The sequence below is a fragment of the Arthrobacter alpinus genome (genome assembly GCF_001445575.1).
GTDB lineage: Bacteria > Actinomycetota > Actinomycetes > Actinomycetales > Micrococcaceae > Specibacter > Specibacter alpinus_C.
The window spans coordinates 3,188,566-3,213,972 of record NZ_CP013200.1 but is presented as its reverse complement, the minus strand read 5'-3'; the positions used below and the strand labels follow the sequence as shown (position 1 = coordinate 3,213,972).

Annotated in this window: 20 protein-coding genes and 1 pseudogene; 16 read left to right on the top strand and 5 right to left on the bottom strand. The window is 65.0% G+C overall.

Annotated elements, in window-relative coordinates; all coding sequences use genetic code 11:
* The first annotated feature begins 47 nt into the window (after positions 1 to 47).
* The 12 genes from AS189_RS14335 to AS189_RS14280 are packed head-to-tail and all read left to right on the top strand — an operon-like array spanning position 48 to position 13,305.
* Entirely contained in the window at positions 48 to 578 is a 531-nt protein-coding gene (locus AS189_RS14335) for a hypothetical protein (protein ID WP_062290309.1), read from the top strand.
* Positions 575 to 1,225, top strand: coding sequence for a hypothetical protein (locus tag AS189_RS14330; RefSeq protein ID WP_062290306.1), 651 nt, complete (start codon positions 575 to 577; stop codon positions 1,223 to 1,225). The genes AS189_RS14335 and AS189_RS14330 overlap by 4 nt, the downstream gene beginning before the upstream one ends.
* Before the next feature lie 2 nt (positions 1,226 to 1,227).
* Positions 1,228 to 1,548, top strand: a complete 321-nt coding sequence (locus AS189_RS14325) for a hypothetical protein (protein ID WP_062290303.1) — start codon at positions 1,228 to 1,230, stop codon at positions 1,546 to 1,548.
* Positions 1,541 to 2,668 carry a hypothetical protein gene (locus tag AS189_RS14320; RefSeq protein WP_062290300.1) on the top strand — a complete coding sequence of 376 codons (1,128 nt, stop codon included), beginning with the start codon at positions 1,541 to 1,543 and terminating at the stop codon, positions 2,666 to 2,668. The genes AS189_RS14325 and AS189_RS14320 overlap by 8 nt, the downstream gene beginning before the upstream one ends.
* Positions 2,665 to 3,171, top strand: coding sequence for a phage baseplate assembly protein V (locus AS189_RS14315; RefSeq protein WP_062290298.1), 507 nt, complete (start codon positions 2,665 to 2,667; stop codon positions 3,169 to 3,171). The genes AS189_RS14320 and AS189_RS14315 overlap by 4 nt, the downstream gene beginning before the upstream one ends.
* 24 nt (positions 3,172 to 3,195) lie before the next feature.
* Complete coding sequence (locus AS189_RS14310; protein ID WP_062290295.1) at positions 3,196 to 3,519, top strand: hypothetical protein; 324 nt, start codon at positions 3,196 to 3,198, stop codon at positions 3,517 to 3,519.
* A gap of 7 nt (positions 3,520 to 3,526) precedes the next feature.
* A complete protein-coding gene (locus AS189_RS14305; RefSeq protein WP_062290291.1) occupies positions 3,527 to 3,889 on the top strand; it encodes a GPW/gp25 family protein in 363 nt (120 codons plus the stop codon).
* Positions 3,886 to 6,540, top strand: a complete 2,655-nt coding sequence (locus AS189_RS14300; RefSeq protein WP_062290288.1) for a putative baseplate assembly protein — start codon at positions 3,886 to 3,888, stop codon at positions 6,538 to 6,540. Before AS189_RS14305 ends, AS189_RS14300 begins: the two co-directional genes overlap by 4 nt.
* Positions 6,537 to 8,927, top strand: a complete 2,391-nt coding sequence (locus AS189_RS20860; RefSeq protein ID WP_062290285.1) for a hypothetical protein — start codon at positions 6,537 to 6,539, stop codon at positions 8,925 to 8,927. Before AS189_RS14300 ends, AS189_RS20860 begins: the two co-directional genes overlap by 4 nt.
* A complete protein-coding gene (locus AS189_RS20280; protein ID WP_062290282.1) occupies positions 8,924 to 9,673 on the top strand; it encodes a hypothetical protein in 750 nt (249 codons plus the stop codon). The genes AS189_RS20860 and AS189_RS20280 overlap by 4 nt, the downstream gene beginning before the upstream one ends.
* Positions 9,670 to 11,916: a hypothetical protein gene (locus tag AS189_RS14285; protein ID WP_062290279.1), complete on the top strand. Its 2,247-nt coding sequence runs from the start codon at positions 9,670 to 9,672 to the stop codon at positions 11,914 to 11,916. Before AS189_RS20280 ends, AS189_RS14285 begins: the two co-directional genes overlap by 4 nt.
* A 9-nt stretch (positions 11,917 to 11,925) precedes the next feature.
* On the top strand, positions 11,926 to 13,305 hold the full coding sequence (locus AS189_RS14280; RefSeq protein ID WP_062290277.1) for a DUF6519 domain-containing protein: 1,380 nt from the start codon (positions 11,926 to 11,928) through the stop codon (positions 13,303 to 13,305).
* 191 nt (positions 13,306 to 13,496) lie between these two features.
* On the opposite strand, the gene AS189_RS14275 is transcribed toward AS189_RS14280, so the two are convergent.
* Complete coding sequence (locus tag AS189_RS14275) at positions 13,497 to 15,311, bottom strand: AMP-dependent synthetase/ligase (protein ID WP_062290274.1); 1,815 nt, start codon at positions 15,309 to 15,311, stop codon at positions 13,497 to 13,499.
* Positions 15,312 to 15,470: 159 nt separating this feature from the next.
* Between AS189_RS14275 and AS189_RS14270 the strand changes: the two genes are divergently transcribed.
* Positions 15,471 to 16,466 carry an ROK family glucokinase gene (locus AS189_RS14270; protein WP_062290271.1) on the top strand — a complete coding sequence of 332 codons (996 nt, stop codon included), beginning with the start codon at positions 15,471 to 15,473 and terminating at the stop codon, positions 16,464 to 16,466.
* Positions 16,467 to 16,514: 48 nt separating this feature from the next.
* Here the strand turns inward: AS189_RS14270 and AS189_RS14265 are convergent, their stop codons facing one another.
* Together AS189_RS14265 and AS189_RS14260 are read right to left on the bottom strand one after the other, a co-directional pair.
* Positions 16,515 to 17,162, bottom strand: a complete 648-nt coding sequence (locus tag AS189_RS14265; protein WP_062290268.1) for a hypothetical protein — start codon at positions 17,160 to 17,162, stop codon at positions 16,515 to 16,517.
* Positions 17,152 to 17,895 (bottom strand): alpha/beta hydrolase, encoded by a 744-nt coding sequence (locus tag AS189_RS14260; RefSeq protein ID WP_062290265.1) that lies wholly within the window; start codon positions 17,893 to 17,895, stop codon positions 17,152 to 17,154. Before AS189_RS14260 ends, AS189_RS14265 begins: the two co-directional genes overlap by 11 nt.
* 180 nt (positions 17,896 to 18,075) lie before the next feature.
* On the opposite strand from AS189_RS14260, the pseudogene AS189_RS14255 reads away from it, so the two are divergent.
* A pseudogene (locus tag AS189_RS14255) lies at positions 18,076 to 18,759 on the top strand (lysophospholipid acyltransferase family protein); the annotation flags it as partial.
* A gap of 531 nt (positions 18,760 to 19,290) precedes the next feature.
* Positions 19,291 to 20,688: a class II 3-deoxy-7-phosphoheptulonate synthase gene (locus AS189_RS14250; protein ID WP_062290262.1), complete on the top strand. Its 1,398-nt coding sequence runs from the start codon at positions 19,291 to 19,293 to the stop codon at positions 20,686 to 20,688.
* Between the two features lie 279 nt (positions 20,689 to 20,967).
* On the opposite strand, the gene AS189_RS14245 is transcribed toward AS189_RS14250, so the two are convergent.
* Together AS189_RS14245 and AS189_RS14240 are read right to left on the bottom strand one after the other, a co-directional pair.
* Positions 20,968 to 23,076: a Stk1 family PASTA domain-containing Ser/Thr kinase gene (locus AS189_RS14245; RefSeq protein ID WP_062290259.1), complete on the bottom strand. Its 2,109-nt coding sequence runs from the start codon at positions 23,074 to 23,076 to the stop codon at positions 20,968 to 20,970.
* A 94-nt stretch (positions 23,077 to 23,170) separates the two neighbouring features.
* Entirely contained in the window at positions 23,171 to 24,796 is a 1,626-nt protein-coding gene (locus AS189_RS14240) for a LysM peptidoglycan-binding domain-containing protein (RefSeq protein ID WP_237759867.1), read from the bottom strand.
* 182 nt (positions 24,797 to 24,978) lie between these two features.
* Between AS189_RS14240 and AS189_RS14235 the strand changes: the two genes are divergently transcribed.
* On the top strand, positions 24,979 to 25,332 hold the full coding sequence (locus tag AS189_RS14235) for an Rv2175c family DNA-binding protein (RefSeq protein ID WP_062293729.1): 354 nt from the start codon (positions 24,979 to 24,981) through the stop codon (positions 25,330 to 25,332).
* The last annotated feature ends 75 nt before the right edge of the window (positions 25,333 to 25,407 follow it).

Below are 25,407 nucleotides of genomic sequence, written 5' to 3'. Positions count from 1 at the left end.
ACGCGGGCCAGGACACCCAGGATAGATCGGTAAATGGAAGGAACACGATGGAACAGGACGTGACGCAGCGCATCAGGGAGGTCGTGGCTCAGCGCTCCCAGGAGCTGGGCGGCCGCGGTCTGGTTGCGCCCGCAGACGTCTCCGTCACGCTCAACGCTGAGGAAACCGCCCCGGGCTGCCGTTTGTTCGCCGCCAGCTGGGGCGCGGGCCGGGGCAGAGGTGCCCTGTCAGGTCTGCTGCGTGACGAGGATCCGCCTGACACCTACCCCGGCCAGGCCTTGGGCAAGCTGTTTGCTAGGTGGGCGGAATCCGGGGAAGCGCCAGCGGCGGCCGCCGTGGCAGCCTCGGCGGCACTGCTGCTGGATCCGGCACGGTGCAACGATCCTGTCCTGACCGAAGAGGACCTTGAGGACGCGCCGGGGGCCCGGCTGCCGCAACTTCTCGGCGGGGACCCGCCGCAGGGAGTCAGTTTTTGGTGGTCCGACGGCGGCCGGCCCCGCAACGTTACTGTGCGCACCGAGAATTCCGGCGGCGTCACCATCAACGAGTCCGCCACAGCGACGGGAGGCGCGCCATGAGCGCCCCGCCAAATGCGCCACGTCTGATTCGCGGCGGAATAGTGCTGATCGACCCTGACACCTCAGCGGTGCTGCGCATCATCGCCCTGCAGTACAACCCGGCCACCCTCAGCCGAACACTGGCTGTCCACGGCGCTGGCACAGACACTCCTGATCGTTCGGAGGTGCTGCGCATCAAGGGCCCGCCCACGGAGACCATCAAGTTTGAGGCCGAGATCGACGCCGTCGATCAGCTTGAACTTGGCACGGCCCCTGCCAACGTCTCCGGGATTTTCCCACAACTGGCCGCCTTGGAGACGCTCGTCTACCCCAGCAGCGCGCAGCTGCTCGCCAACAATGCCCTGCAACAGGCCGGGCGACTGGAAATACTGCCCATGGAGGCGCCTCTGCCCCTGTTTGTGTGGAGCAAAAACCGTGTCCTGCCCGTGCGCATCACCGAATTCTCCATCAGCGAGGAAGCTTTCGATGTGAACCTCAACCCCATCCAGGCCAAAGTCAGCCTGGGCCTGCGAGTGCTCACGGTTGAGGACACCGGTTTTGCCCATCGCGCGGGCAGCCTCTTCATGGGCTACCTGGCCCAGAAAGAACAATTCGCCGCCGGTGGTCCGCAGACCGGGCTCGGCGCACTCGGAATCAGGGGGATCTAGCCATGTCCGCCAATTTTGCCGCCAACAGCCGCTACGTGTTCACCGGCACCAGGACGTGGACTGCACCGGATGGCACGCCCATTGCCTATCTTGACCGCCGCTTCCTCCCGCACCCGGAGGCCCTCGCGGGCATTGCCTCGCGCACCGTGGCAGCCGGGGATCGCCTCGACACGGTCGCCGCGGCGGCCCTGGACGACCCCGAATTGTCCTGGCGGGTGGCCGACGCCAACCGGGCCATGAACCCCCGTGAGCTGACAGCTGTCCCCGGCACGGTGCTGCGGATCGCGCTGGCCGAGGGAATCCCGGGGGCGCCCCATGTCTAGCTCCCTCCAGCTTGGCCTCATGGTGGGCCCGGCCATAGCCCTCCCCGTCCCGGAATCCGTGATCGACGCCCTTGTCAGCGTCGAGGCAACGCAGGGGGACAACGACCCGGGCGTGTTCACGCTTAGATTCACCATGAGCAACAGCTCGGTTCTTCCCACGCTGTTCCTTGTTGCGGGCGGGTCCCCCTTCCCGATTGTTCGGGTGGTGCTCACCGCCACCCTCAACGGCTCCGTGACAGTCTTGGCCGACGGCGTGGTGACTCAGGCCCAGGTGCTGCCCGGGAACGACGCCGGGCACTCGGTCCTGCAGGTCACGGGGGAAGACTTGGGCAAGCTCATGGACAAACTGGACCTGACCGGCCTGCCGTTCCCGGCCATGCCGGCCGAAGCCGCCGTGGCCCTGGTCCTGGCCAAGTACGCCGTCCTGGGCGTGGTGCCACTCATCGTTCCCAGCATCATGCTGGACGTGCCCATCCCTACCGCCAAGATCCCCGCACAGCAGGGCACCGACCTGAAATACATCACGGCCCTGGCCAAAAGGGTGGGCTACGTGTTCTACCTGTCCCCTGGCCCTGTCCCGGGCGTGTGCACCGCCTACTGGGGCCCACGCATCAAGGTCGGTGTTCCCCAGTCGGCCCTCAGCCTCGACATGGACGCCCACAGCAACGCCACCTCGATCACCTTTACCTACAAGCCGCAGAAGGCAACCCTGCCCATCGTCTTCATCCAGAACGAGCAAACACACATCCCCATCCCCATTCCCATCCCGCCCATCACCCCTCTCAACCCGCCGCTGGGACTTATCAACCTGCCGCCGTCGAACATCACACGGCTCAAGGAGACGGCCAAATACACTCCTGCCCAGGCCATCATGGTGGGCATCGCGGCCGCGGCCAACTCGGCCGACACTGTGGAGGCCGAAGGCTCTCTGGATGTGCTGCGCTACGGCCGGATCCTGGCCGCCCGGCAGCTTGTGGGGGTGCGCGGGGCGGGTATGGCCTTCGACGGGCTGTACTACGTTTCCGAGGTCCGGCACTCGGTCAAGCGCGGCGAATTCACGCAAAAATTCAAGCTGAGCCGCAACGGGCTCATTTCAACGGTTCCGGTGGTGGCGGCATGAGCGGCGAACATTTTGGCAAGTATCGGGGCACCGTGGCACTGAACGTTGACCCGCAACAAATGGGCCGCATCCAGGCCATTGTCCCTGACGCCACAGGACTCATCCCGTCTACTTGGGCCCTGCCCTGCGTGCCGTTTGCGGGGAAACAGTCGGGAGTGTTCGTGGTTCCGGCCATCGGTTCCGCTGTATGGATTGAGTATGAGCAGGGCGATCTTGACTACCCCATCTGGACCGGCGGGTTCTGGGGCAGCGCTGCAGAGATTCCGGCGATTGCCCTAGCCGGTAATCCGCTCAGCCCCAGCATCGTGCTGCAGACGGGGCTGGGCAACTCCATGACCCTCAGCGACCTGCCCGGGCCGGCCGGCGGCATCCAGATCCGCAGCGCAGGCGGCGCGTCGATCCTCATCAACGAAGCAGGCATCACCATCACCAACGGGGTGGCCACCATAGTGCTGGCCGGGCCCACCGTGAGCGTCAACAACGGGGCGCTGGCCGTCACCTGACGGCCGTAAGGAAAGGGGAACATCATGCCGGGACCATTGCTTCATGTGGGAGCCACCGTGCTGTGCGCGCACGGCGGACAGGCCCAGCCCACCACGCCCAACCCGCGCGTCACGGTGAGCGGCCAGCCAAGCGTCACCATGCCCCCACCCTGGACAGTGGCCGGCTGCCCCCTGCCGCCGCCCAACGCCGGCAACGGCCCCTGCGTAACGGCTACCTGGACCACTGGCAGTACCCGCGTGTTGTCCAGCGGGCAGCCGCTGCTCCTGGCTGACAGCCAGGCAATCTGCGCACCCACCGTGGCCCCGCTCATGCCGGCCGCTTTTCAGACCCGGGTTGTGGGGATGTGAACGCGCCATGAACATTGACCACCCCTGGCACTTCGACCCTCTGGGCCGCACCGCCACCACCGACGACGCCGGACATGTGCGGGACATGATGGAGCAATTTCTGTTCACCAACCCCGGGGAGCGGGTCAACCGTCCCGACTTCGGCAGCGGCCTCCAGCAGCTCATCTTTAGCCCCAACAGCCCGGAGCTGGCTGCAGCATTGCAGTTCACGGTCCAGGCCGGCCTGCAGCGCTGGCTTGGCGACGTGGTTCAAATCCAGGCGCTCACCGTGGAAAGCCGCGACTCCACCGTCAGTGTGGACATCAGCTACCGCCTTGCCGGCAGCAGTGACACGCAGAGCGAAACCTTCACAGGACAGGACACGCCATGACAGCGATCCAGAACGTGGCCGGCTGCGGTTCCTGCGCCGGGTGCACAGCCTGCTCCGGCTGTTCCGGCTGCGGCGCGAACGCACCGTGCGGGGGAGGGCTGGCGCGCGCAGCGGCATTTGCCAACCGCGCCAACCTCAACGCGATTGACTATGTGGAAGTCTCCGATGACCAGCGTTCCGTCCTGGTGTACTTCATGGGCGAGATGCCGCAGCTTGCCGGTGGCGGGCAGCCGGGCGGGCTGGTGCCGGCCAATGTCCGCATTACGGGCGGGGAGGCCGTCACCAACATCACCGTGACGGGACTGACCGTGCAGCGTGCCGGCGCCGACTCCTTCGACGACGACGAAGACGACGACGGTCCCGCCGCCGGGTCCGCCCTGGCCATCCGGGTGAACCGCTGCGGCGACTTCTCCACGTACACAGTCAGCCTGGGCAGCGCCGGCGCCACCGGCTGGGTCCCGCTGCCCGGCTTCAATCCGGACTTTTCCTCGGAAACCTTCAGCTTCAAGGCAGGCTGCCCCACCGGCGTCGACTGCGTGCAGGACTGCCCCGCCCCTGCCACACCGGCGCCCGATCCCTCCATCGACTACCTTGCCAAGGACTACCAAAGCTTCCGCACCCTGATGCTGGACCGGCTCTCCGCCACTATGCCCGGCTGGCAGGAACGGCACGCCGCAGACGCTGGCATCGCCCTCGTGGAGGTGCTGGCGTATGCCGCGGATGAGCTGAGCTACTACCAGGACGCCGTGGCCACGGAAGCCTATCTGGGCACAGCCCGGCAACGGGTCTCAGTGCGCCGGCACGTGCAGCTCGTGGACTACCGCCTCCACGAAGGGCTCAACGCCCGGGCCTGGCTGACGGTCTGCACGGACACGGACACCGAGCCCGTGGATGCCCGGGACATCTACTTCACCACGGACTTCCCCGCCTTGGCTGCAGTTCCCGGCACCGTGCTGACGGACGTGCAGCTGGGCCAGCTCCCCGCAGCGGGAATGGAAGTCTTCGAGCCCGCCGACACCACTGCCACAGGCCTGGTGTTCCACGCCGCCCACAGCGAAATGAGCATCGACACCGGCGGGGAGGCTCAATGCAAGCTGCCGCGGGGTACCACGGAGGCAACGCTGGTTGATAGATACCGCTGGCACCGCGCCCACCCGCGCGAACCGCTCCCGGACGCCTGGAACGGTGCGGTCCCGGTGCGGCCGCTGGACCTGGCCGCGGGCAGTGCCTTGATCTTCGAAGAAATCAAGGGCCCCGCCACGGGCAACCCGGCCGACGCCCGGCCAGATCACCGCCAAGCCGTCAGACTCACCACAGTGGACAGCCCGGAGGACGGCGGCTGGCTGGTCCACGTCACCTGGCACCCGGAGGATGCGCTCAGCTTTGACCTCTGGCTGTCCGCCCGCACGGCCGCCCCCGGGTGCGCCCCAGTTGAAGGCATCAGTGTGGCACGCGGCAACACCATCCTGGTGGACCACGGCCGCACCGTCACTGACCCGCCCTGGGACCCAGTCTCCGTGGACACCATCTCCGGTGAGTGCTGTTGCGACGGCGGCGCCGTCGAGGAAACCACCGTGCCCACCCGCATTGCGCCCGTCCTGGCCCAGCAACCCCTGACCCACACGGATCGCGCTGTTCCCGGAGCAGCCTGCGCCGACACGGCGAGGGACCCCCGGAAGGCGGGTCCCGCCGTCGAACTTTCCTTCCTGGACCCCACCGACGGCAGCGCTGCCCGGTGGGAACCGCGCGCCACCCTGCTGGAGAGTTCGCCCCGCGACCGCGACTTTGTGGTGGAGACGGACGACGCCGGCCGGGCCAGCCTCCGTTTTGGCGACGGCGACCTCGGTGAGCAGCCCGCAGCCGGGCTCATCGGCACCGCCACGTACCGTGTGGGCAACGGGGCGGCCGGCAATGTGGGCCGGGACAGCATCTCATTCCTGGTGCTGCGCCACGGTTCGTGGAGCGGGGCCACGGTGGCCCCGCGCAATCCGCTGCCAGCCAGCGGCGGCATGGACGCGGAAGCCGTCGCCGAGGCCCGGCTGCTGGCGCCGGACGCCTTCCGCCGCACGCGGCTGCGCGCCGTCACGGCGGAGGACTATGCCGAACTCGCGGGGCAGGCCCCGGAACTGCAGCGTGCCGCAGCACAGCTGGCCTGGACCGGCAGCTGGTACGAGGCCCGGGTGGGCGTGGATCCATGGGGGACCGAGCAGCCTGCGCAGGCATTGCTGGACGCCACCGCCGCCGGGCTGGCCCCCGTCCGGCGGATGGGCCACGACCTCGCCGTCACGGCTGCCGGCTATGTGCCCATCGAGGTGGGGTTGGAAATCTGCGTGCTCCCGCACTATGTACGCGGCGAGGTACGGGCCACCCTGCTGCGCGTTCTTGGCAGCGGGCCCGGCGGCCTCTTCCACCCCGACCGGCTCACCTTCGGCACCGGCGTGTACGTCTCCGCCATTGTGGCGGCCGCCGCAGCCGTGCCGGGTGTTGAAAGCGCAGTGGTGTTCAGGCTGCAACGCCAAGGCATGCGGGCTGGCCCGGAACTGGAGCGCGGTGCGCTCGCCGTGGGGCCGCTGGAGATCGTGCGCATGGACAATTCCCCCAACTTCCCGGACCACGGGAAGCTCACTCTGACCCTAGGAGGCGGGCTGTGAACGCACAAGGAGCCAACGCGCAGGAAACACCGGCACCACAGCCCACCGCCAACGCTCCGGGGCTCCCGGCCCTGTCCTACCGCGTCGGAACGAGGCCAGCATTCCTGGCCGCCATGGTCCAGGGGATCGCCAGCGCCGGCCACCCTGCACTGGCGGGGCTGCGCACGCGGGAATTGTCCGATCCTTCCATGGCCTTGCTCGATGCCTGGGCCACGGCCGCGGACGTGCTGACCTTCTACCAGGAGCGGCTGTGCAACGAAGGCTACCTGCGCACTGCTTCCCTCGACCGCTCCGTACGGGAACTGGCGGCACTCGTTGGCTGGCGGCCCCGCCCCGGCGTGGCCGCCACCGCCTACCTGGCGTACACCATAGACCCCCACACCCCCGAGGTTCTCATCCCTGCAGGCTCCCGCGCCAACAGTGTTCCGGGCCCAGGCGAGACCATGCAGGCCTTTGAAAGCAGTGACAAGCTGCCGGCCCGGGCGGCGTGGAACCAGCTCCGCCCTCGGATGTCCCGGGACCAGGACGCCGCTGCCGTGCTGGCCCGCGGGCTGTGCCTGGCCGGCACCACCACCGGGCTCAAGCCCAACGACGCCCTGGTACTGGACCTGGGCACCGGCAGCGTGCAGGCCGTCCGCGTCAAGTCCGCCGCCGCGGATCCGGACGCCGGGCTGACCCGCGTTGAACTCATGGACTGGACCGGCGGGGACCTGGCACTGGCCGTGCACAAGCAGGCACTCGCCGCTGCCAAGGCAGCCATGGCGGATGTTGCCGGGACGGCGACGGCGCAGCGGGTTGAGGTGGTTCTGGACAAGCTGGCCAAGCAGCTGGGTGCCCTTCCCGCGGCTGAATTCGCCCGTACGGTGGGGACCGATGCGCTGGCCGTGTTGGGCGCCGAACTGGCCACGGCACGCGAGAGGGGCTGGACCCGGTTGGTGCCCTCGCTCGAGCAGGCCCGGGCGGCGCTGGCCGCCGTGGCCTCCGGGCCCGCGACAACCGCCGGAACGGCTGGAGGCAGTTTTGCAGCCTCACTGCTGGCAGGGATGCGGCTGGCCGGCAAGGGCGAGCAAAGCCCCATCGACGCACTGGTGGACGGCCTGCTGCGCCCGGCCTCAGTGCCGCCGGCCACCTCACAGAAGCTGGAACGCTCGTATTCCGCAACGTTCACCGGTGCCGGCAATGTCTACCCGCAGCTGCTCGCCGGGATCTATTCCCAGCTGGCACCCACGCTCTATGCGGCGCTTGCTGCCACACGCATCAGCAGCTCAACCACTTTGAGGGTGTCGGCCCTGCGGCGGCGCAGCCCCCTGTTCGGGCACAATGCGCAGGTCCAGGGGTTCTTCAAGGGGGGCGAGTACCATCCGCCGGTGGACACCAAGGAACTGGACTTGGCCGGCGATGAAAACCCATTCGTGGCCTATCTTGACGGCGCGGTTGAAGGCCTGCAGCCGGCCCAGCACGTGGTCATGGAGCACGGGTTTCCGCTGGATCCCGACGATCCCGCCAAAACCGAAGCCTTCGGTGCCCTGCTGACCACGGTCAAGCTGGTGCGGACCGGTTCGCGCAAAGCCTACGGACTCTCCGGCCCGGCCACCACCTTGGTGCTCACCGATGAATGGTGGAAGCCGAACAACCCCGACACCATGGGCCACCTCCGCGCTTCCGCCGCGTACGTCCAGGAAGAAGCCCTGGAACTGGCCCAGGAACCCATCACCGACAACGTCCAAGACGCGGAACTGGAACTGGACGGGCTCTACGACGGCCTCACCGCCGGGCGCTGGGTCATTGTCACAGGAGAGCGGGCGGACCTGGGCACCGCCGGAGTGCAGGGTGCCGAATTGCTCATGCTTGCCGCCGTGGCCCACACGGGCAGAAGCGACGATGGCACCATCCTGGCCGGCGAGGACCGCCACACCTTCCTCACCTTCGCCCAGCCGCTGGCCTACAGCTACAAGCGGGACACTGTGGGTGTCTATGGCAACGTGGCCCACGCAACTCACGGGGAAACCCGGCAGGAGGTGCTGGGCGCCGGAAGCGCCGCATCCGCTCTGCAGCAGTTTTCCCTCAAGGCCGCCCCGCTAACCTACCTTGCGGCGCCCACCCCTGCCGGGGCGGCCAGCTCGCTGGTGGTCCGGGTCAACGGCGTGCAATGGCCGGAGGTTCCGGGCCTGGCCTACCTGACGGATGGGCAGCGCGGCTTCTTCACGGCCGTCACGGAGGCAGGGGCCACCACCATCACCTTCGGCTCCCCGCCGCATGGGCAGCGCCTGCCCAGCGGGGTGACAACATCCAGGCCGGCTACCGTAGCGGCATCGGCGCACCCGGGAATGTCCGCCCAGGCCAAATCAGCCAGCTGGCAACCCGCCCCCTGGGCGTCACGGACGTGACCAACCCGCTGCGAACCTCCGGCGGTGCAGGCCCCGAGCCGCGTGAGCTGATCCGGGCCAACGCCCCGCGCTCCGTCACGGCACTTGAACGGCTGGTGTCGGTGTCCGACTACGCGGACTTTGCCGCCACCTTTGCCGGGATTGGCAAGGCCAGCTCGGCCCTGCTGTACGCCGGCGGCTCGGCCCTGCTTCAGGTGACCATCGCCGGCCTGGATGACGTCCCCATCGAGCCCAGCTCCGACCTCTTCCGCAACCTCCGCAGCGCGCTGACGCGCTTTGGCGATCAGCAATTGCGCATCCAGCTGGTGGAGCGTGAGGCGCTGGCCCTTGTACTCAGCGCCTCCGTCCAAGTCCAGACCGGCTACGACTGGACGCTGGTGGAACCAGTGATCCGTGCCGCCCTGCTGGAATCCCACGGGTTTGCGTCCATGGCGCTGGGGCAGGACCTGGCCAGCAGCGCCGTCATTGCCACTATGGCTGCGATTCCCGGGGTGGCGTATGTGGACCTAGACGTGTTGGTCACCCTCGGGCGGGAGGAACTTACTGCCGGCCTGGCCCGTTTGACGGGCGGCCAACCTGGCGGCAATGTCACTCCGGGTGTCCCGGCAAACCGCGGCCCGGCTCTACCACGACGCATCACTGTCCTCCCCGGCCGGGTGGACGGCGGCGTGGCCCTTCCAGCCCAGCTCGCCTACCTGCAAGCCGCTGTCCCGGACAGCCTGATCCTGAATGAGGTGCAGCCATGAACCGGCCGGCAGACTACTTGTACAACCTCCTGCCCGCGACATACCGCATGCGTGACGCCGAGCAGGGCCAACCGTTGCGAGAACTGCTGGCCGTCATGGACCAACAAGGGGCCCTGGTGGAGGCGAACATCGACGCCTTATACGGGAACTGGTTCATTGAAACAGCGGAAGACTGGGCCGTGCCGTACATAGCCGAACTGGTGGGCTACCAGCCGGTGCACGACGCTGGCCGCCCCGGTACCGGTACGGCAAGCGCTGTCCGCAACAAGGTGTTGGTGCCACGCCGGGAGGCCGCCCACACCATCAACTTTCGACGGCGGAAAGGCACCCTTGCGCTGTTGGAACAGCTCTCGCTGGAGTCGGCGGGATGGGAGGCGGTTGCCGTTGAGGGGTTCCGGCTCCTGGGCTGGAACCAGCACCTGAATCACCGACACCTTGGCCGCGGTGGAACCGTGGACCTGCGCAACGGCCCCGCGCTGACCCTGCTAGGGGGCTACGCTGATGCGGCTGCACATTCCGTGGACGTCCGGCGGCCCAGCTCGCACCGCACCGCTGGGCGTTTCAATATTCCCTCCATCAGCCTGTTTGCCGCCCCGCTGGTGTCCTACGCTGTTACAGACGCCCCCGCCTGCTGTGTGGAGAAGGAGGGTAGCCAGTGCTTCACGTTCAGCGTGCTGGGCCATGACACGCCCCTGTTCATCCAGCCCCCGGACCCGTCGGGGGCGGGTTGTGCGGAGTTGCGTTTGCCGCAGCCCGTCAGCCGGTCCGCCTTGACGGCGTTGCAGGGCCGGCACCCGCCCAGGGCCAGGGCGTCCACGCTGTTCTTTGGGGAAGGCAAGAGCATTGCCGTGACTGCCTGGGGCTGGCGCGGGGGAGCCCGGCATGACGTGGTCTCGGCGGATGTCATCCCGGCGGACCTCTCCGACTGGCACGCGTACAAGGCACCCAAGAACAAGGTCTTGGTTGACCCCGAACGTGGCCGGCTGGTGTTTCCCGCCGGGCAACTGCCTCGCGGTGTCACCGTGGCCTACCACTACGGCTTCAGCATGGATCTGGGTGGCGGGGAGTACCCGCGGCGTACGGCCCAGCCGGCAGGCGCGGCCGTGTACCGGGTACGCAAGGATTCCCCACACAAGGGTGAGTTCGGCTCCATCATGGGCGCGTACGGGCGGTGGCGCAAAGACCGGCGCAATGCCGGGGCTCACATGGCTGGGGTCATCGAAGTCATGGACAGCCGGGCGTACGAGGAACGCTTTGAATTCACGCTGGCCCAGGGGGAGTATCTGCAGCTGCGCGCGGCAGATGGTGCCCGGCCCGTGCTGCGCCTGCTGGACTACCGCGTGGACCAGCCCGATCCGCTCAGCGTCACGGGCGGGCACGGCAGCCGCTTCGTCCTGGACGGGCTGCTCGTGGTGGGCCGCGGGCTCGTGGTCAACGGCCCCGGTGCCCGACGCGGTGCCGGGGACGGCACCGACCCCACAGTTGGCGGGGATCTCTGCGACGTCACGATCCGCCATTGCACGTTGGTTCCTGGCTGGAATCTGGACTGCGACTGCGAGCCACTGCGGCCCGACGAGCCCAGCATCTTGCTTGATGGCACAGGCGCCGCTGTGCGTATCAGCCGCAGCATTCTGGGCCCAGTGCAGCTCCGGCGGGATCCGGACAATGGGCAGGCCCCCGTGTTGGCGCTGGCCGACTGCCTGTGGGACGCCACGGAGCCGTGCAAACAGGTGCTGTGCGACGAGGTGGGCGGAGCCGCCTTCAGCTCGCTGTGCGTGCAGCGCTGCACAGTCATTGGCCAGGTATTTGTCCACGAGATCACGCTGGGGGAGGACAGCATCTTCCTCGGCGAGGTGGTGGCGGCCCGCCGGCAGCTTGGTTGCCTGCGGTTCTGCCACGTGCCACCATCCTCGCGGACACCGCGGCGCTTCAACTGCCAGCCGGATCTGGTGCAGGAGGCGGCGAGGGCCGCCCATCCTGGGGACCTGGCAGGCGGTGCCGCCGCGGCGGCTCGGGAAGCACTGCGGGTGCGCCCCGCGCTGGCCAGCCGGCGCTACGGCAACCCTGCCTATGGGCGCCTGGTTGCCGGAACAGCGGCTGAAATTGTGCGCGGCGCATCCGACGAATCGGAACTGGGCGTCTTCCATGACCTCTTCGCACCCCAGCGTGCCGCGAACCTGCGCGCGCGGCTGGAGGAATACACCGTTGCAGGATTCTCCACCGGCATCACCTTGACGAGTTAGGGGCACACCATGAAGGGCGACTTCAGCCGCGACACATTTGATCCGGACAACCATTACAGCCGCGTGCTGATGCAGCAGGGCCGGGTGCACTTGGACGCCGACTTCAACGAGCAGGCCGCCATTGCCGCGCACTACCGGAGGTTGCTGACCCGGGACTTGATAGGCCCCGAAGGCGGGCCGTTGGACAACGCTGGCTTTGCCGTGATTGCCGACGCCGCCGGAGCTAAAGCGCTGGGCAAGCAACTGCTCCCCGGTGACTTTGTGATTGGCGCCGGCCGCTACTACGTGGATGGACTGCTGTGCGAAAACCCCGGGCCGCTGCTGTACAGCGAACAGCCCGGCTACCCCTTTGATGCTGCGACCACCAAGGAGGCACTGGCCGCACTCGAGGGATTCATCATCTACTTGGACGTGTGGGAACGGCACATCTGTGCCGTAGAGGATCCACGCATTGCCGAGGTGGCCCTCGGTGGCCCGGACACAACCACGCGTGCGCAGCTCACCTGGCAGGTGCGTGTTCTCCTTCCGCAGCCCGACGGCGGCAACGGGGGAGTTACCACCCTGGAGCAGCTGCTGGGCCGCAATGTCCCGCAGCTGGCAGCCCGGGCCGAGCCGCCTGCCGGCAGCAACGATCCCTGCACAGTGGATCCCGCGGCACGCTACCGCGGACTGGAGAATCAGCTCTACCGGCTGGAAGTCCACACACCAGGGAGGGCGGGTGCGGGCGCTACGTTCAAGTGGTCCCGGGACAACGGCTCGGTCCTCTTTCCGCTGGCGGAGATTCCCGTGATGGACGCTGTAGCCAAGACAACCACCGTCATGCTGTCCTCGCTGGGAAGAGACCCGGATTTGGGGCTTGTGGTGGGCGGCTGGGTGGAACTTGTTGATGACAACTCCACACTGCGGCACGATGCCGGCGCTCTGCTCCGCGTGCATTCGGTGGACCACGACACCTTTAGTGCCGTGCTGGAGGGCGTGGCGGATCCGCGGGTGGGGCAGGACCGACGGCTCCATCCGTACCTGCGCCGCTGGGACCACGACGGCGATCCGGCCGCAGGCGGGGCCGTGGCGGTTGTTGAATCGTCAGCCGTGCCTGGCACTTGGCTGGATCTGGAGGACGGTGTGCAGGTGTTCTTCCCCGGGGCGGCGGATGGAAATGCTGCGCAGTACCGCACAGGGGACCACTGGCTCATTCCGGCCCGGACGGCCACGGGGGACGTGGAATGGCCCCGGGTGGGAACGGAGGCAAGCCTGAACCCGCAGCCGCTCCCGCCCAAGGGTGAGTTGCACGCCTATGCCGGCCTGGCCGGTGTCAGCCCTGATCCGGCAGGCGGCCCGCAGCCGGTGTTCACGGACTCAAGGAAGTTCTTCGGCCCCCTGGCCATGTAGCCGGCACGCACAGAGCCAGAGCCTACATTCCAGCTCTCCCAGAGTTCAGAGCCCACATTCTGGCTTGCCGAGAGTTCCGCGCCCCGCATCCAGCCTTAAGCGCGTATGCCCCCGCTTTCTGCGTACGTCCGAACGTACGCAGAAAGCGGGGGCATACGCGGCCGTAGCCGCGGTGGGAACTTGGCCGCTGCTTAGACCGGCTTCTTGCTCAGGTAGATCTCCTCCACGACGGCTTCAAAGTCCTTCATGACCTGAGCTCGTTTGACCTTCAATGACGGAGTCAGGTGGCCTGAGGTCTCGGTGAAGTCCGTATCTACTATCCTGAACTGCTTGATAGCCTCGGCGGCGGAGACCGTGGAGTTGGCCTTGTTCACCGCACCTTGCACGGCAGCAATCACTGTGGCGTTTTTGGCAGCTTCAGCAACGGAGATTCCCGCAGGCAGACCGTGAGCCTTGCCCCACTGTGGCAAGGCGTCCTCGTCGATCGTGACGATGGCGGCAATGAACGGGCGCTGCTCGCCAATGACAACACACTGGGACACAATGGCGTCGGCCCGGATCTGATCCTCCAGCAGGGCTGGTACTACATTCTTGCCGCCGGAGGTGACAATGATTTCCTTCTTGCGACCAGTGATCTTCAGGAAGCCCTGCTCATCGAGTTCGCCAATGTCGCCGGTTCGGAACCAGCCATCAACAAAGGCTTCTGCGGTGAGATCATCCCGGCCAAAGTAGCCCTTCATGACACAGACGCCCTTGGCCAGGATTTCGCCGTCGGCCGCAATCTTGACCGCGTTGCCCGGGAGCGGGGCGCCCACCGTACCGATCTTGATGTGTTCGGGCCGGTTGACGGTAATGGGGGCGGTGGTCTCGGTCAGGCCGTAACCCTCGAGGATCTGCAGGCCAATGCCTTGGAAGAAGTGGCCTAGCCGTTCGCCCAACGGCCCACCGCCGGAGACCGCGTGACGGACCTGGCCGCCCATGGCGTTGCGGAGTTTGACGTAGACAAGCTTGTCGAACACAAAATGCTTGGCCTTAAGGACAACGCCAGCGCCGCCGTCCTGCTTGGCGCGCGAGTACTCAATGGCAGTCTTGGTGGCAGCGGCAAAAATCTTGCCCTTGCCTTCGCCCTCGGCCTTCAATGAGGCGGAGTTGTAGACCTTCTCAAAGACCCGCGGCACGGCCAAAATGAACGTAGGCTGGAAGCTCTGGAGGTCCGCCAGCAGGTTCTTGATGTCCGGCGTGTGGCCTACCTTGGCGCCGGCGGCCACTGCGAGAACTGAAATATAGCGGGCAAAAACGTGCGCCAGCGGCAAGAACATGATGGTCTGCGATCCTGGCGGGACCACGCTTTTGCCCAGTACGGCGCGAGCGTTTTCGCTCAGCTCCACGAAGTTGTGGTGGGTCAGCATGCAACCCTTGGGCCGGCCGGTGGTGCCGGAGGTGTAAATGATGGTCGCCACGTCGTCCAAGCCGTTGGCCGTGCGGGCTGCCTCCAGGGTCTCATCGGAGACATTGTGCCCGGCGTCGCGCAAAACGTCGAGGCCGTCGCCTTCCAGCTGCCAGACATGCTCTAACGTGGTGAGGTTCTCGTTATGAGCGGCCTGCCGGATGATGTTTTCATGCGATCCGGTCTCCGCGAAAATTGCCACGGCAGCCGAGTCGCCCAAGTTCCACGCTACCTGCGACGGGGAAGAGGTTTCGTAGATCGGCACGGAGACGGCCCCGGCAAACCAGATGGCGAAGTCCACCAGCGACCACTCATACCGGGTCCGCGCCATAATCCCTACCCGGTCACCCACGTTGATGCCGGAGGCTATCAGGCCCTTGGCAATGGCGCTGACGTCCGCCAGGAATTCCTTCGCAGAAACATCCACCCACACATGGTCTTCATTGCGCTTTGAGAAAAGGGCCGGGTTGGCAGCCAATTTTGCTTGGCGGAGCACAAACTCGGTCGTATTCATGGTCCGGGGGCTGACTACCTTGGCCGGGACGGAAATCTCTTGCACAATAGCTCCTTTGATATGTGGGCCTGCGATCACTTTGCTTCACTCTATCCGCCAACTGGGAGATCCGCCGGGAACGCTATGTTACCCGCTAGTAACATTATGTGTTTCAGCTCACGCACGCAATTTCAGTAGTGCGAATACCCTCGCTAGAATTTGGAGATGTTCCCTCCAATTCCTGCTCCCACCCGGGCGTCCGTGGCTCCGCTGTCCCTCGGCATTGACATTGGCGGGACTAAAGTCGCCGCAGGCGTGGTGGATCCTCACGGCGTCATCCTCGAAGAAGTCCGGCGAGACACTCCCGGCCGGGATGCCCGTGCCGTTGAGGCCGTGATTGCGGAGTTGGTTCACGAGTTGGGGCAGCGGCACCCCATCGATGCCGTGGGTATCGGTGCTGCCGGCTGGATGGATCTTTCCGGCTCCCGAGTCGTCTTTAGCCCCCATCTGGCCTGGCGCGACGAGCCGCTGCGCGAAAACCTTGAGGGGATGTTGGGCCGTCCGGTACTGGTGACTAACGACGCCGATGCCGCCGCCTGGGCGGAATGGCGATTCGGCGCGGGCCGGGACCGGGACAGAATGGTCATGTTGACCTTGGGTACCGGAATTGGCGGTGCGTTGGTTATTGACGGGCGTGTGGAACGCGGCAGCTTCGGCATGGCCGGAGAATTCGGGCACCAAATCATCATGCCCGGAGGTCACCGCTGTGAATGCGGAAACCGGGGCTGCTGGGAACAATACGCCTCCGGAAATGCGCTGGGCCGTGAGGGCCGGGAATTGGCCCGTAAACAATCACCCATGGCGGCTGGTTTGCTGGCTGCGGCTCACGGCCGGCCCAAAGGCATCACCGGGTCGGTGGTGACTGATTTAGCATTGCAGGGCGAACCCACTGCCCGGGAACTGGTGGCCGAGGTGGGGGAGTGGCTTGGCCTAGGCATAGCCAACCTCGCCGCAGCCCTAGACCCGGCCGTGTTCATCATTGGTGGCGGGCTCAGTGCTGCCGGCGATTTACTGCTGGAACCGGCACGCCGCGCTTACTTAAGGAATCTGACCGGCCGCGGATACCGTCAGGAGGCGGTCATTGCGCAGGCGCAGCTGGGCCCGTCGGCTGGACTCATTGGCGCTGCCGATCTGGCCAGAGAACAGCTGCGCCTCCGCTAGGAACTACCGGGCCCCCGTGCCAAATCCCTCGTGGTGAGACGTGGATGCCTAGACGACGGCGCCATCTCCGCTGTCATGATCGCGGTGGTTTGGCAGGCGGTACAGCAGGTATCCGGTACCGGCGATGAAAGCCACAATCACGGCCATCACCAGCAGGGTGGGGATCTGACGCCAGAAGATCGCTGAAAAAACTAAGAAGAGCGGGGCACCTGCCGCGCCGATCCAGGACATCATGATGGCAGGCTCGGAATTGCGCAGGCTGGGCAATTCCTCGGGGATAAAGCCTTCCTCATCATCGTCGGCCTCATAGTCGCGTGGCCCGAACGAGATAAAGTCTTCCCCTGCGCCACCCATTCCTGAGGGGTTGCGGCTATCCGCGGCAGGCTCCCGTGGGGCTGGCGCCTCCTGATCATGCCAGACACCCAAGGGGTCAAAGTCAATGACTGTTTTGGGTTCGGTGGCGCGGGGTTCGTTAACTCGCGGAACCACGGCGTCAGATGCCGCGGAGTGCGGAACAGGCGTGCCGCCGTCGTGCGCGTCTTTACCTCCGGTACTACCGTCAGCTTTGCGATCCTCAGTGGGGCCCTGGTCCTCGAGGAACGCGTCGTCGGCCTCCTCCAAGCGGGCCACGAGATCCCGCCAGACATCGTCGTCGTCGCCGGTGTGCGGCGTACCCGCGCCGGGGTCAGATTGCATGGTGGGGCCTCCGAAAGAAGTCTGCGGACTGGGAGAAGATCAAGGGTGCGTCATTGTCCATGGTGGCTACATGGTAGCTGTTTTCCAGGGGAACAACCTGGAGTTCGGAGCTGCCCAGGTGAGCCTTGATGACGTCGATGCTGGAATCTGGCACCACGTGGTCCACGGTGGATCGGAAAATCAGGGTGGGGGCGCTGACTTGGGGAAGCAGCTTCGTCGTGTCGCTGAAGAGTTGGCTGAGCTGGTGGACGGCTGCCACGGGTGTGCGGGTGTACGCGCCCTCGGAAATGCCGGGCGTCTTGATGTCATCACCAATGGCGGGGACACTCTTGAGTACCCATTTCAGCAGTCCCGAATAAGTCGCCCGTTTGTCACTAAACGTCAGCCCGGGATTGACCAAAACCACACCGGCCACCGGGTGCAGGGCGGCAACCCGCAGTGCCAGTGCGCCACCCATGGACATTCCGGCGACGAACACCGTGTCGCAGCGGGAGCTCAACTCCAAGTAGGCGGCCTCAAAATCCCGGTACCAGTTCTGCCACGGGGTCTTGGCGAGATCCTGCCACGAGGTCCCGTGCCCCGCCAGAAGGGGCATGTTGACGGCGAATCCGGCCTGCGCCAAATAGTCGCTCCAGCCCTGCATGCTGACGGGTGAGCCGGTAAAACCATGACACACGGCCACACCAACCCGGGCTAAGTCGCCGTGACCTTCGGAACGGAACGATTTCACCATGGCTGTTTTCCCTCTCCTGCCGGCCGCCGTGGCCGGTAACGTGTATGGCATTGCTGCGGAGCTGCTGCCACGAAATCTGTGTTGCTGTCACTAGACTACTGTTGATACGTCCGCAGCGGGGGTACCGCAATGACCTGAGACTGCTTGTTGGCCCGGAGAGTAATAGTAAGGAATACCACCGTGATTTATTGGGTACTGAAGAAGATATTTTTGGGCCCAGTATTGAAGGTACTATTCCGCCCTTGGACCAAGGGGTTGGATAACCTTCCCATCGATGGACCGGCCGTTCTGGCCAGTAACCACTTGTCCTTCTCGGACTCGATTTTTATGCCGCTCATGGTGCCTCGGCCCGTCGTTTTCTTGGCTAAGAGCGACTACTTCACAGGGCGCGGGATCAAGGGTCGCCTGACCGCTGCCTTCTTCAAACTCACCAATCAGCTGCCCATGGACCGCTCCGGTGGCGCGGCATCGGCCAACTCACTGCAGACCGGCGTGGAAGTCCTCAACGGTGGCGGACTTCTGGGGATTTACCCCGAAGGTACCCGCAGCCCCGACGGCCGCCTGTACCGAGGCAAGGTAGGCGTGGCCAAGCTCATCTTGACCGCCAACGTTCCCGTCATCCCGGTAGCCATGATCGGCACCGACAAGGTCCAGCCCATTGGCCGGCGCATCCCCAGCATCCGCCGGCTCGGCGTGATCTTTGGCGAACCCATGGATTTTAGCCGTTACCAGGGCATGGCAGATGACCGGTTCGTGCAGCGCTCGGTGACCGATGAAATCATGTACGAGCTCATGCGGCTCTCCGGCCAGGAGTACGTTGACTCCTACGCCTCCACCATCAAGGACAAGCTGGCAGCCGAGAAGTCGGCCAAGTCGGCCGCGGCCAAGGATGGGGACTCGGCCAAGACGGCTGCCGACGCAGTCCGCATTGAGCCCGCCCCCATCCTGGCTCCGGGCGCCGTGACGGTCATCGGCGCCAAGAAGGCTGTGCCTGAATCTGAAACGGCGGCTGCGGCTGTGTCTGAATCTGCGGCTGTGCTTGAATCTGAAGCTGAAGCTGAACCCGAGGGAGCAGCGGAGCTCGTCGCAGAAGCCGCCAGTGGCTCGGTCGTTGAAGCTTCTCCCATCGAGCCCGGCGCAACCACTGGCCCGGACACCGAGGCCACCACGCACTGATCACTGCCCCTGCCCTATCGACGCACTGCAGCTGCCCTGTCGCAGCCGTCTAATGGCGGAGAATGGGTGCAGATTGGGTGCAGAAATTGGGCTCAGCCCGGACGGTTCCAGATGCCCGGGCAAGCTGCAGCCAAGGGTCACGGCCCGCGCATGTTCCTTTCGAAATCTCAGTGGCTGGACTGGTTCGCAGCTGTGCTCTTTCGGGGATAGGATTTAGCCGTGACTGATCTAACTTTGAACGCATCTAATGCACCCGCTGCCGGACTCTCCGTCCCCGGTGCTGCCGTCTATCCAGGCCTTGATGACTGGCGCGGCCTGCCGATTGCGCAGCAGCCCACCTGGTCCGAGTCCCCGTCCTTCGCCCCCACGGTCAAGGAACTCTCAGTCCTGCCTCCGCTGGTTTTTGCCGGCGAAGTGGATGTGCTGCGTTCCCGCCTGGCTCAGGCTTCCCAGGGCAAGGCCTTCTTGCTGCAGGGCGGCGACTGCGCCGAGACCTTCGAGGCTGCCACTGCCGACAAGATCAGTGCCCGCGTCAAGACCATTCTTCAGATGGCAGTGGTGCTGACCTATGGCGCCCAGCTGCCCGTCATCAAGATGGGGCGCATGGCCGGCCAGTTCGCCAAGCCGCGCTCCTCCAATGATGAAACGCGCGACGGCGTGACCCTCCCGGCCTACCGTGGAGACATCGTTAACGGCTTCGATTTCACCCCGGAATCCCGCCAGCACGATCCCGCTCGCATGCTCAAGGCCTACCACACCTCAGCATCCACGCTGAATTTGATCCGCGCCTTCACGCAGGGCGGCTTCGCCGATTTGCGCAGCGTCCACGAATGGAACCGCGGCTTCACCTCCAACCCGGCACACAGCCGCTACGAGCGCTTGGCCAAGGACATTGACAGTGCCATTAAGTTCATGGCCTCCTGCGGTGCCGACTTCGACGCGCTCAAGACTGTTGAATTCTTCGCCAGCCACGAAGCATTGCTGTTGGATTACGAGCGCGCCCTGACCCGCATCGATTCTCGAACCGGCTTGCCGTACGACACCTCCGCACACTTCCTGTGGATTGGTGAGCGCACCCGCGATCTCGACCAGGCACACGTTGACTTCCTGTCCCGGGTTCGTAACCCGATCGGCGTCAAGCTTGGGCCCACCACGTCCCCGGATGACGCACTGCGGCTGATTGAGAAGCTTGACCCGAACCGCGAGCCCGGCCGCCTGACGTTCATTACCCGCATGGGTGCCACCAACATCCGCGAGAAGCTCCCGAACCTGGTCGAAAAGGTCACGGCCTCCGGCGCTCAGGTCCTGTGGGTCACCGATCCCATGCACGGCAACACCGTCACCTCGCCCAACGGCTACAAGACGCGCAACTTCGACGACGTCATTGACGAAGTCCGCGGCTTCTTCGAAGTTCACCAGGCACTGGGTACCATCCCGGGTGGTTTGCACGTGGAGATGACAGGCGACGATGTGGCTGAGTGCCTCGGTGGGGCCGATCCCATCGACCAGGAAGCGTTCCTGACAGGCTACGAGTCCGTGTGCGACCCTCGCCTGAACCACAAGCAGTCCCTCGAAATGGCGTTCCTGGTCTCCGAGGCCCTGCGCCAGTCCAAGTAACAGCTGTTTCACCCACCACGGCGGCCCGCACCTTCAGCGCGAAGGGGCGGGCCGCCGTCGTAATTAAAGCGTTTCCGGGCCCCGCCAGCCAAATTCCCGCGATGGTCCCCGCCGTCCGTCCCGCTAAAGTCCCTTCCAGGCCCTCGAGGATGCAGTAGTTGCTAATGTTTCTCGCGAACATTGGTAACTACTGCATCCTCGCGGTGGCGCGGTGGCGCGGTGGCAGGAAAGGTAAGGCAGAGGGGCGCGGGTGAGAGGAGCGGCGCGTAGAGGTGGGACTCAGATGACGCGCAGCGTTACCGTGCTGCCTTCCGGAGCTTCGCCACCCTGTGGGTCCTGGAAACGGACCGTGCCGAAGAATCCGCCCAGCAGATTCTCCACCTTGACCTCAAAACCGAGCGCTTCGAGCTCACTTGTTGCCACGCCGACCTGTTTGCCCACGAAATCCGGCACACTGACCATCTTCGGGCCCTTGGAAATGGTGAGCGTGACCTTGCCGCCAGCGGTGAGGGTGCCACTATCTGGCGAGGCCGCGACAACCGAACCTGCCGGAACCAGGCGGCTATTGACCTGCTCCGGGGAGATCACAGCTACCAGACCGACGGACTTGAGCGCCGCCTGTGCGTCCGCCTGAGTCTTGCCCGTCAGCGCGGGAACCGGGATGGGTTTGGGGCCTTTGGAGATCACCAGGTTGACCTTGGTGTTGGCCCGGAACTCTTTCCCAGCTGCGGGATCCTGCTTGAGCACGACGCCGGCAGCCACCTTTTCGTCGAACGCTTCAGTGAGCGTTCCTACAGCAAGCTGGGCGTCGGTGAGAGCCTTCTTGGCACCGTCTTGTGCCACCCCTGTGACGTTGGGGACCTGATAAAGCACGGGTCCCCGTGAGATTTGGACGGTGACATTGTTGAACTTGCGGAGCGAGCTGCCGGCCGTGGGGTCGGTGTCCACCACAAAACCGGCGGCCACCTTTTCATCATAAACGTCCGTGGTGGAGGTCGACTCAAAGCCTTCAGTACGCAACACGCTCAAGGCCTGCTCAACACTTTTATTGCCCACATCCGGGACGGTTGCCAAAGCGCCCGGACCCAATGCTAAGAACCATCCGGCACCCGCGGCAAGAATGCCTAGCACTAGCACCAGCAGGACCCACAGCACGGCTCGCCTGCGGGGATGCCGCGAGCCAAGGGTCTTCTTCGGTGTGGCGGCCGCCTTGGCTTTTGCCTTGTTGGCCGCGGCAGCCTGGCGTTTATTCAGGGGAGCCGCCGGGGCGTCGTCACTGACGGGGGGATAGCTTGAGGTGCCGATGTGAGCGGGTTGTGACTGCCCGGCGTCGTACGCGGAAGACGAGGGCTCCGCAAGGGCGTACCGGTCACTGTGGGGGGCCTCGGCATATAGCTGGGGGGAGCGAGGCAGTACCGAGGTGGGGAATTGCGGGGCGGCCAGAACGGTGGTGTGGCTTTGATCAAAGGCCACCGTGTGGCTGGTTCCGGAAAGCCGCGGCTCGATGGCCGGCAGCGTGGCGGATCCGCCGGCGTCAAGCTCGGCCGGAGTGAGCGAGGCACGGATATGGCGCAGATCCTCCAGCAAGGCGGCGCCATTGGCCGGGCGGTGGTCCGGATCTTTTTCGGTCATGTAGCGGACCAATTCATCCATGACAGGGGGCAGTGCCGGAACGTCGGCGGACGGGGCGGGCATCTCATCTTGAACGTGCGCCATGACCACAGCCACGGGAACCGTGGCGCGGAAGGGCTGGTGGCCGGTGAGAAGTTCATAGAGCATGATGCCGGCAGAGTAGATGTCGCTGCGGGCATCGCCGCCTTCGCCGCGGGCCAGCTCGGGTGCAATGTAGGCAACAGTGCCAAAGAGCGTGCCGGTGTTGGTGGAGGTGGTGATGGCTCGGGACAGCCCAAAGTCACCAATTTTGACCCAGCCTTGGTGGGAGATGAGGACATTCTCCGGCTTGACGTCGCGGTGCACCAGCCCGGCGCCGTGTGCGGCCGCGAGACCGGCAACGATGGGATCCAGCAGGTCGAGAGCCTGACGCGGGGTCAGAGCGCCCTGCCGCTCGATGACGTCTCGAAGCGTGTATCCGTCAATGAACTCGAAGACGAGGTAGGCGTACTCCGGGCCCACACCATGATCGTGGATCTGCACCACGTGGGGGTGGGACAGGCTGGCAGCGCTCTGTGCCTCCCGGCTGAGCCTGCCAATGAACGCGTTGTCGGTGGCAAGGTGTGGATGCAGGATCTTCAGCGCAATGTTGCGGTTGAGCCTGAGGTCCTTGGCCAGGTAGACGGTGGACATGCCGCCGTTAGCCACCTTGGACAGAACCAGGTAGCGATTTTCGATTGTGGACCCGATTCGCGGGTCGGCAGACGCATCTTGCACTCTTCAAGTTTAGGAGCACAAACGCAAAGGGGCCGCCAGCAACACTGCGCTGGGGCCCCTTTTCGTTGAGAGCGTACTGATGACTCGAAAGGATTTAGCGGAACAGGTTCCGGTTCGCCTTGATACCAGCTACGTAGTTCACTGTATCCGGGTACATCCCGTAGAGGTGGACCGAGTATTCCCCTTGGTAGTAACCGGCAATCGCCAGGTCCTCGGTGGGTGCTCCTCGCAGCAATGCGCGGATGATGGCCACACCTGCTGTCACGTTGTCGTACGGGTCCAACAAGTTCAGCTTGCGTCCTACCAGTCCGGATGCCCAATCCCCGGCGTCGGGAATGACCTGCATGGTGCCAATGGCATTGGCGGGGGAGACCGACTGGTGGTTGAACCCGGATTCCTGCTGTGCGAAAGCCATAGCTAGAGCGGGGTCAACACCCATCTTGGAGGCCGTGCTGGAGACGATCTGTTTCATCTGTGCACGGGTAGGAGAGGGTGCGGCCAGCAGAGCAGCCTTGTTCTTGTTGGCATCTGCTACTACCGCGGCAGGGTAGGTGTAGTGCAGGAACGTGCTGGGCACCTCCTGCTCCGGGGTCAGGGCCGGTTTCGGCGCAAGGGGCGTGATCGAGCTTGAACTGGACTTCAGGCCGGGGATGGTGAGGACCTTGCCGGGGTAAATCACGCCGTTGACCGTGATGCCGTTGGCTGAGGCCAAGGCGGAGAGGCTCACGCCGTGCTTGGCGGCAATGGCGCCCAGAGTATCGCCGGACTTGATGGTGTACTTGCCGGACGTGGTGGCCGTGGGTGCCGCCGTTGACGGGGCCGACGGCGTTGCCGCCTGGGCGGTTCCGCCTACCTTGATTTTCTGGCCGGGGTGGATCACGGAGCTGCCGTTGAGCCCGTTCAGCGAGAAGATTGAGCCCAGGCTGACCTTGTGCTTGCTGGCAATGCCGCTGAGCGTGTCCCCGGACTTGACGATGTAGCTTTGCGAGCCGGATGTGGTGGCCGTGGGTGCCGCCGTTGACGGGGCCGACGGCGTTGCCGCCTGGGCGGTTCCGCCTACCTTGATTTTCTGGCCGGGGTGGATCACGGAGCTGCCGTTGAGCCCGTTCAGCGAGAAGATTGAGCCCAGGCTGACCTTGTGCTTGCTGGCAATGCCGCTGAGGGTATCCCCGGACTTGACCGTGTAGCTTGCTGCGGCTGTGGCGGTGGACGTGCTGGGAGCGGCGGCCGTGGACTTGGCGGCTCCTGAGATCACCAGGACCTGCCCTGGGTAAATGATCGAAGCGTTTGAGAGTTTGTTCAAACTCAGGACGTTCGATGTGCTGACACCGTGCTTGGCCGCGATGGCAGAGACGGTATCACCGGACTTAACGGTGTACCGAATGTTGGCGGCGGTTTTGGCAATGAGCGCCTGCGCCACCTGTGTCTGGGCTACGAGAGGTGTGGCGGTCACGGCTGTCGGCAAGGAGCTGGCAACGACGGCTGCCGGGATGCTGGAGGCTTTGGCCTGTAGTTGCGCAGTTCGCGCATGAATGGCTGCCAACACATCTGCGGAGTTCAGGGCTCCATGGCTACCGTGCGGTTGAGTTCCGGGGTGAGTGGGGGCTGCAGTCGCTGGGACCGCCATCGCCAGGGACGAGAGCATAACAACGGGAATAGCTGCTGTGGCAACGGCGGCAAGCTGCTTGCCGCCGTTGGCAGACGGGCGTGTTGGCGTCATGGGTGTGGACCTCGAGTTCACGTTGCTGATGTTACTAGTGGTGTTGAAGTTACTAGTGAGACTACTGAGAATTTACACCAAAGGTAGGTACAAAGGGAGTTAAAGTCACATAAAGGTCGTCAATGTGTGCACTCCAGCACAATATTCACACGCACGTTGCCAATATGTGGGAACCTTTGAGGGTGAGTAATCTTGAATCAGTAGTCAGCGAATGGCTGCCCTTGCCCGATGTTGCCCAGAAACTTGATGTTTCGGTAACCAAAGTCCATGCCCTCGTCAAAGACGGCTCCTTGCTGGCCGCACGTATTGGAGAGCGCAACATTCGCGCCGTTCCTGCTGCGTTCATCGTCGATGACCACATCTTGGAAAGCCTCCGCGGCACCATCACGGTGCTTCAAGACGCAGGTTTTGAAGATGAAGAAGCCATCGAGTGGCTCTTCACAGCGGATGAGTCCCTGCCTGGGCGTCCCATTGACGCCTTGCATGCAGGCCGGAAAACAGAAATCCGTCGACGCGCAGGCGCTCTCGGCTGGTAAGAATCACCGTTGGTAAGAATCACTGACGCTGCTGGGTTGTTTCGGCAAACCAGCAGCGTGAGCCTGTCTGGTGAA

Excerpts from the sequence above, each read along its gene's own strand:
- AS189_RS14310 (WP_062290295.1), top strand. The coding sequence starts at position 3,196 with ATGCCGGGACCATTGCTTCATGTGGGAGCCACCGTGCTGTGCGCGCAC.
- AS189_RS14320 (WP_062290300.1), top strand. The coding sequence starts at position 1,541 with ATGTCTAGCTCCCTCCAGCTTGGCCTCATGGTGGGCCCGGCCATAGCC.
- AS189_RS14240 (WP_237759867.1), bottom strand. The coding sequence starts at position 24,796 with ATGACGCCAACACGCCCGTCTGCCAACGGCGGCAAGCAGCTTGCCGCC.
- AS189_RS14335 (WP_062290309.1), top strand. The coding sequence starts at position 48 with ATGGAACAGGACGTGACGCAGCGCATCAGGGAGGTCGTGGCTCAGCGC.
- AS189_RS14300 (WP_062290288.1), top strand. The coding sequence starts at position 3,886 with ATGACAGCGATCCAGAACGTGGCCGGCTGCGGTTCCTGCGCCGGGTGC.
- AS189_RS14285 (WP_062290279.1), top strand. The coding sequence starts at position 9,670 with ATGAACCGGCCGGCAGACTACTTGTACAACCTCCTGCCCGCGACATAC.
- AS189_RS14325 (WP_062290303.1), top strand. The coding sequence starts at position 1,228 with ATGTCCGCCAATTTTGCCGCCAACAGCCGCTACGTGTTCACCGGCACC.
- AS189_RS14305 (WP_062290291.1), top strand. The coding sequence starts at position 3,527 with ATGAACATTGACCACCCCTGGCACTTCGACCCTCTGGGCCGCACCGCC.
- AS189_RS14280 (WP_062290277.1), top strand. The coding sequence starts at position 11,926 with ATGAAGGGCGACTTCAGCCGCGACACATTTGATCCGGACAACCATTAC.
- AS189_RS14315 (WP_062290298.1), top strand. The coding sequence starts at position 2,665 with ATGAGCGGCGAACATTTTGGCAAGTATCGGGGCACCGTGGCACTGAAC.
- AS189_RS14265 (WP_062290268.1), bottom strand. The coding sequence starts at position 17,162 with ATGCAATCTGACCCCGGCGCGGGTACGCCGCACACCGGCGACGACGAC.
- AS189_RS14260 (WP_062290265.1), bottom strand. The coding sequence starts at position 17,895 with ATGGTGAAATCGTTCCGTTCCGAAGGTCACGGCGACTTAGCCCGGGTT.
- AS189_RS14330 (WP_062290306.1), top strand. The coding sequence starts at position 575 with ATGAGCGCCCCGCCAAATGCGCCACGTCTGATTCGCGGCGGAATAGTG.
- AS189_RS14270 (WP_062290271.1), top strand. The coding sequence starts at position 15,471 with ATGTTCCCTCCAATTCCTGCTCCCACCCGGGCGTCCGTGGCTCCGCTG.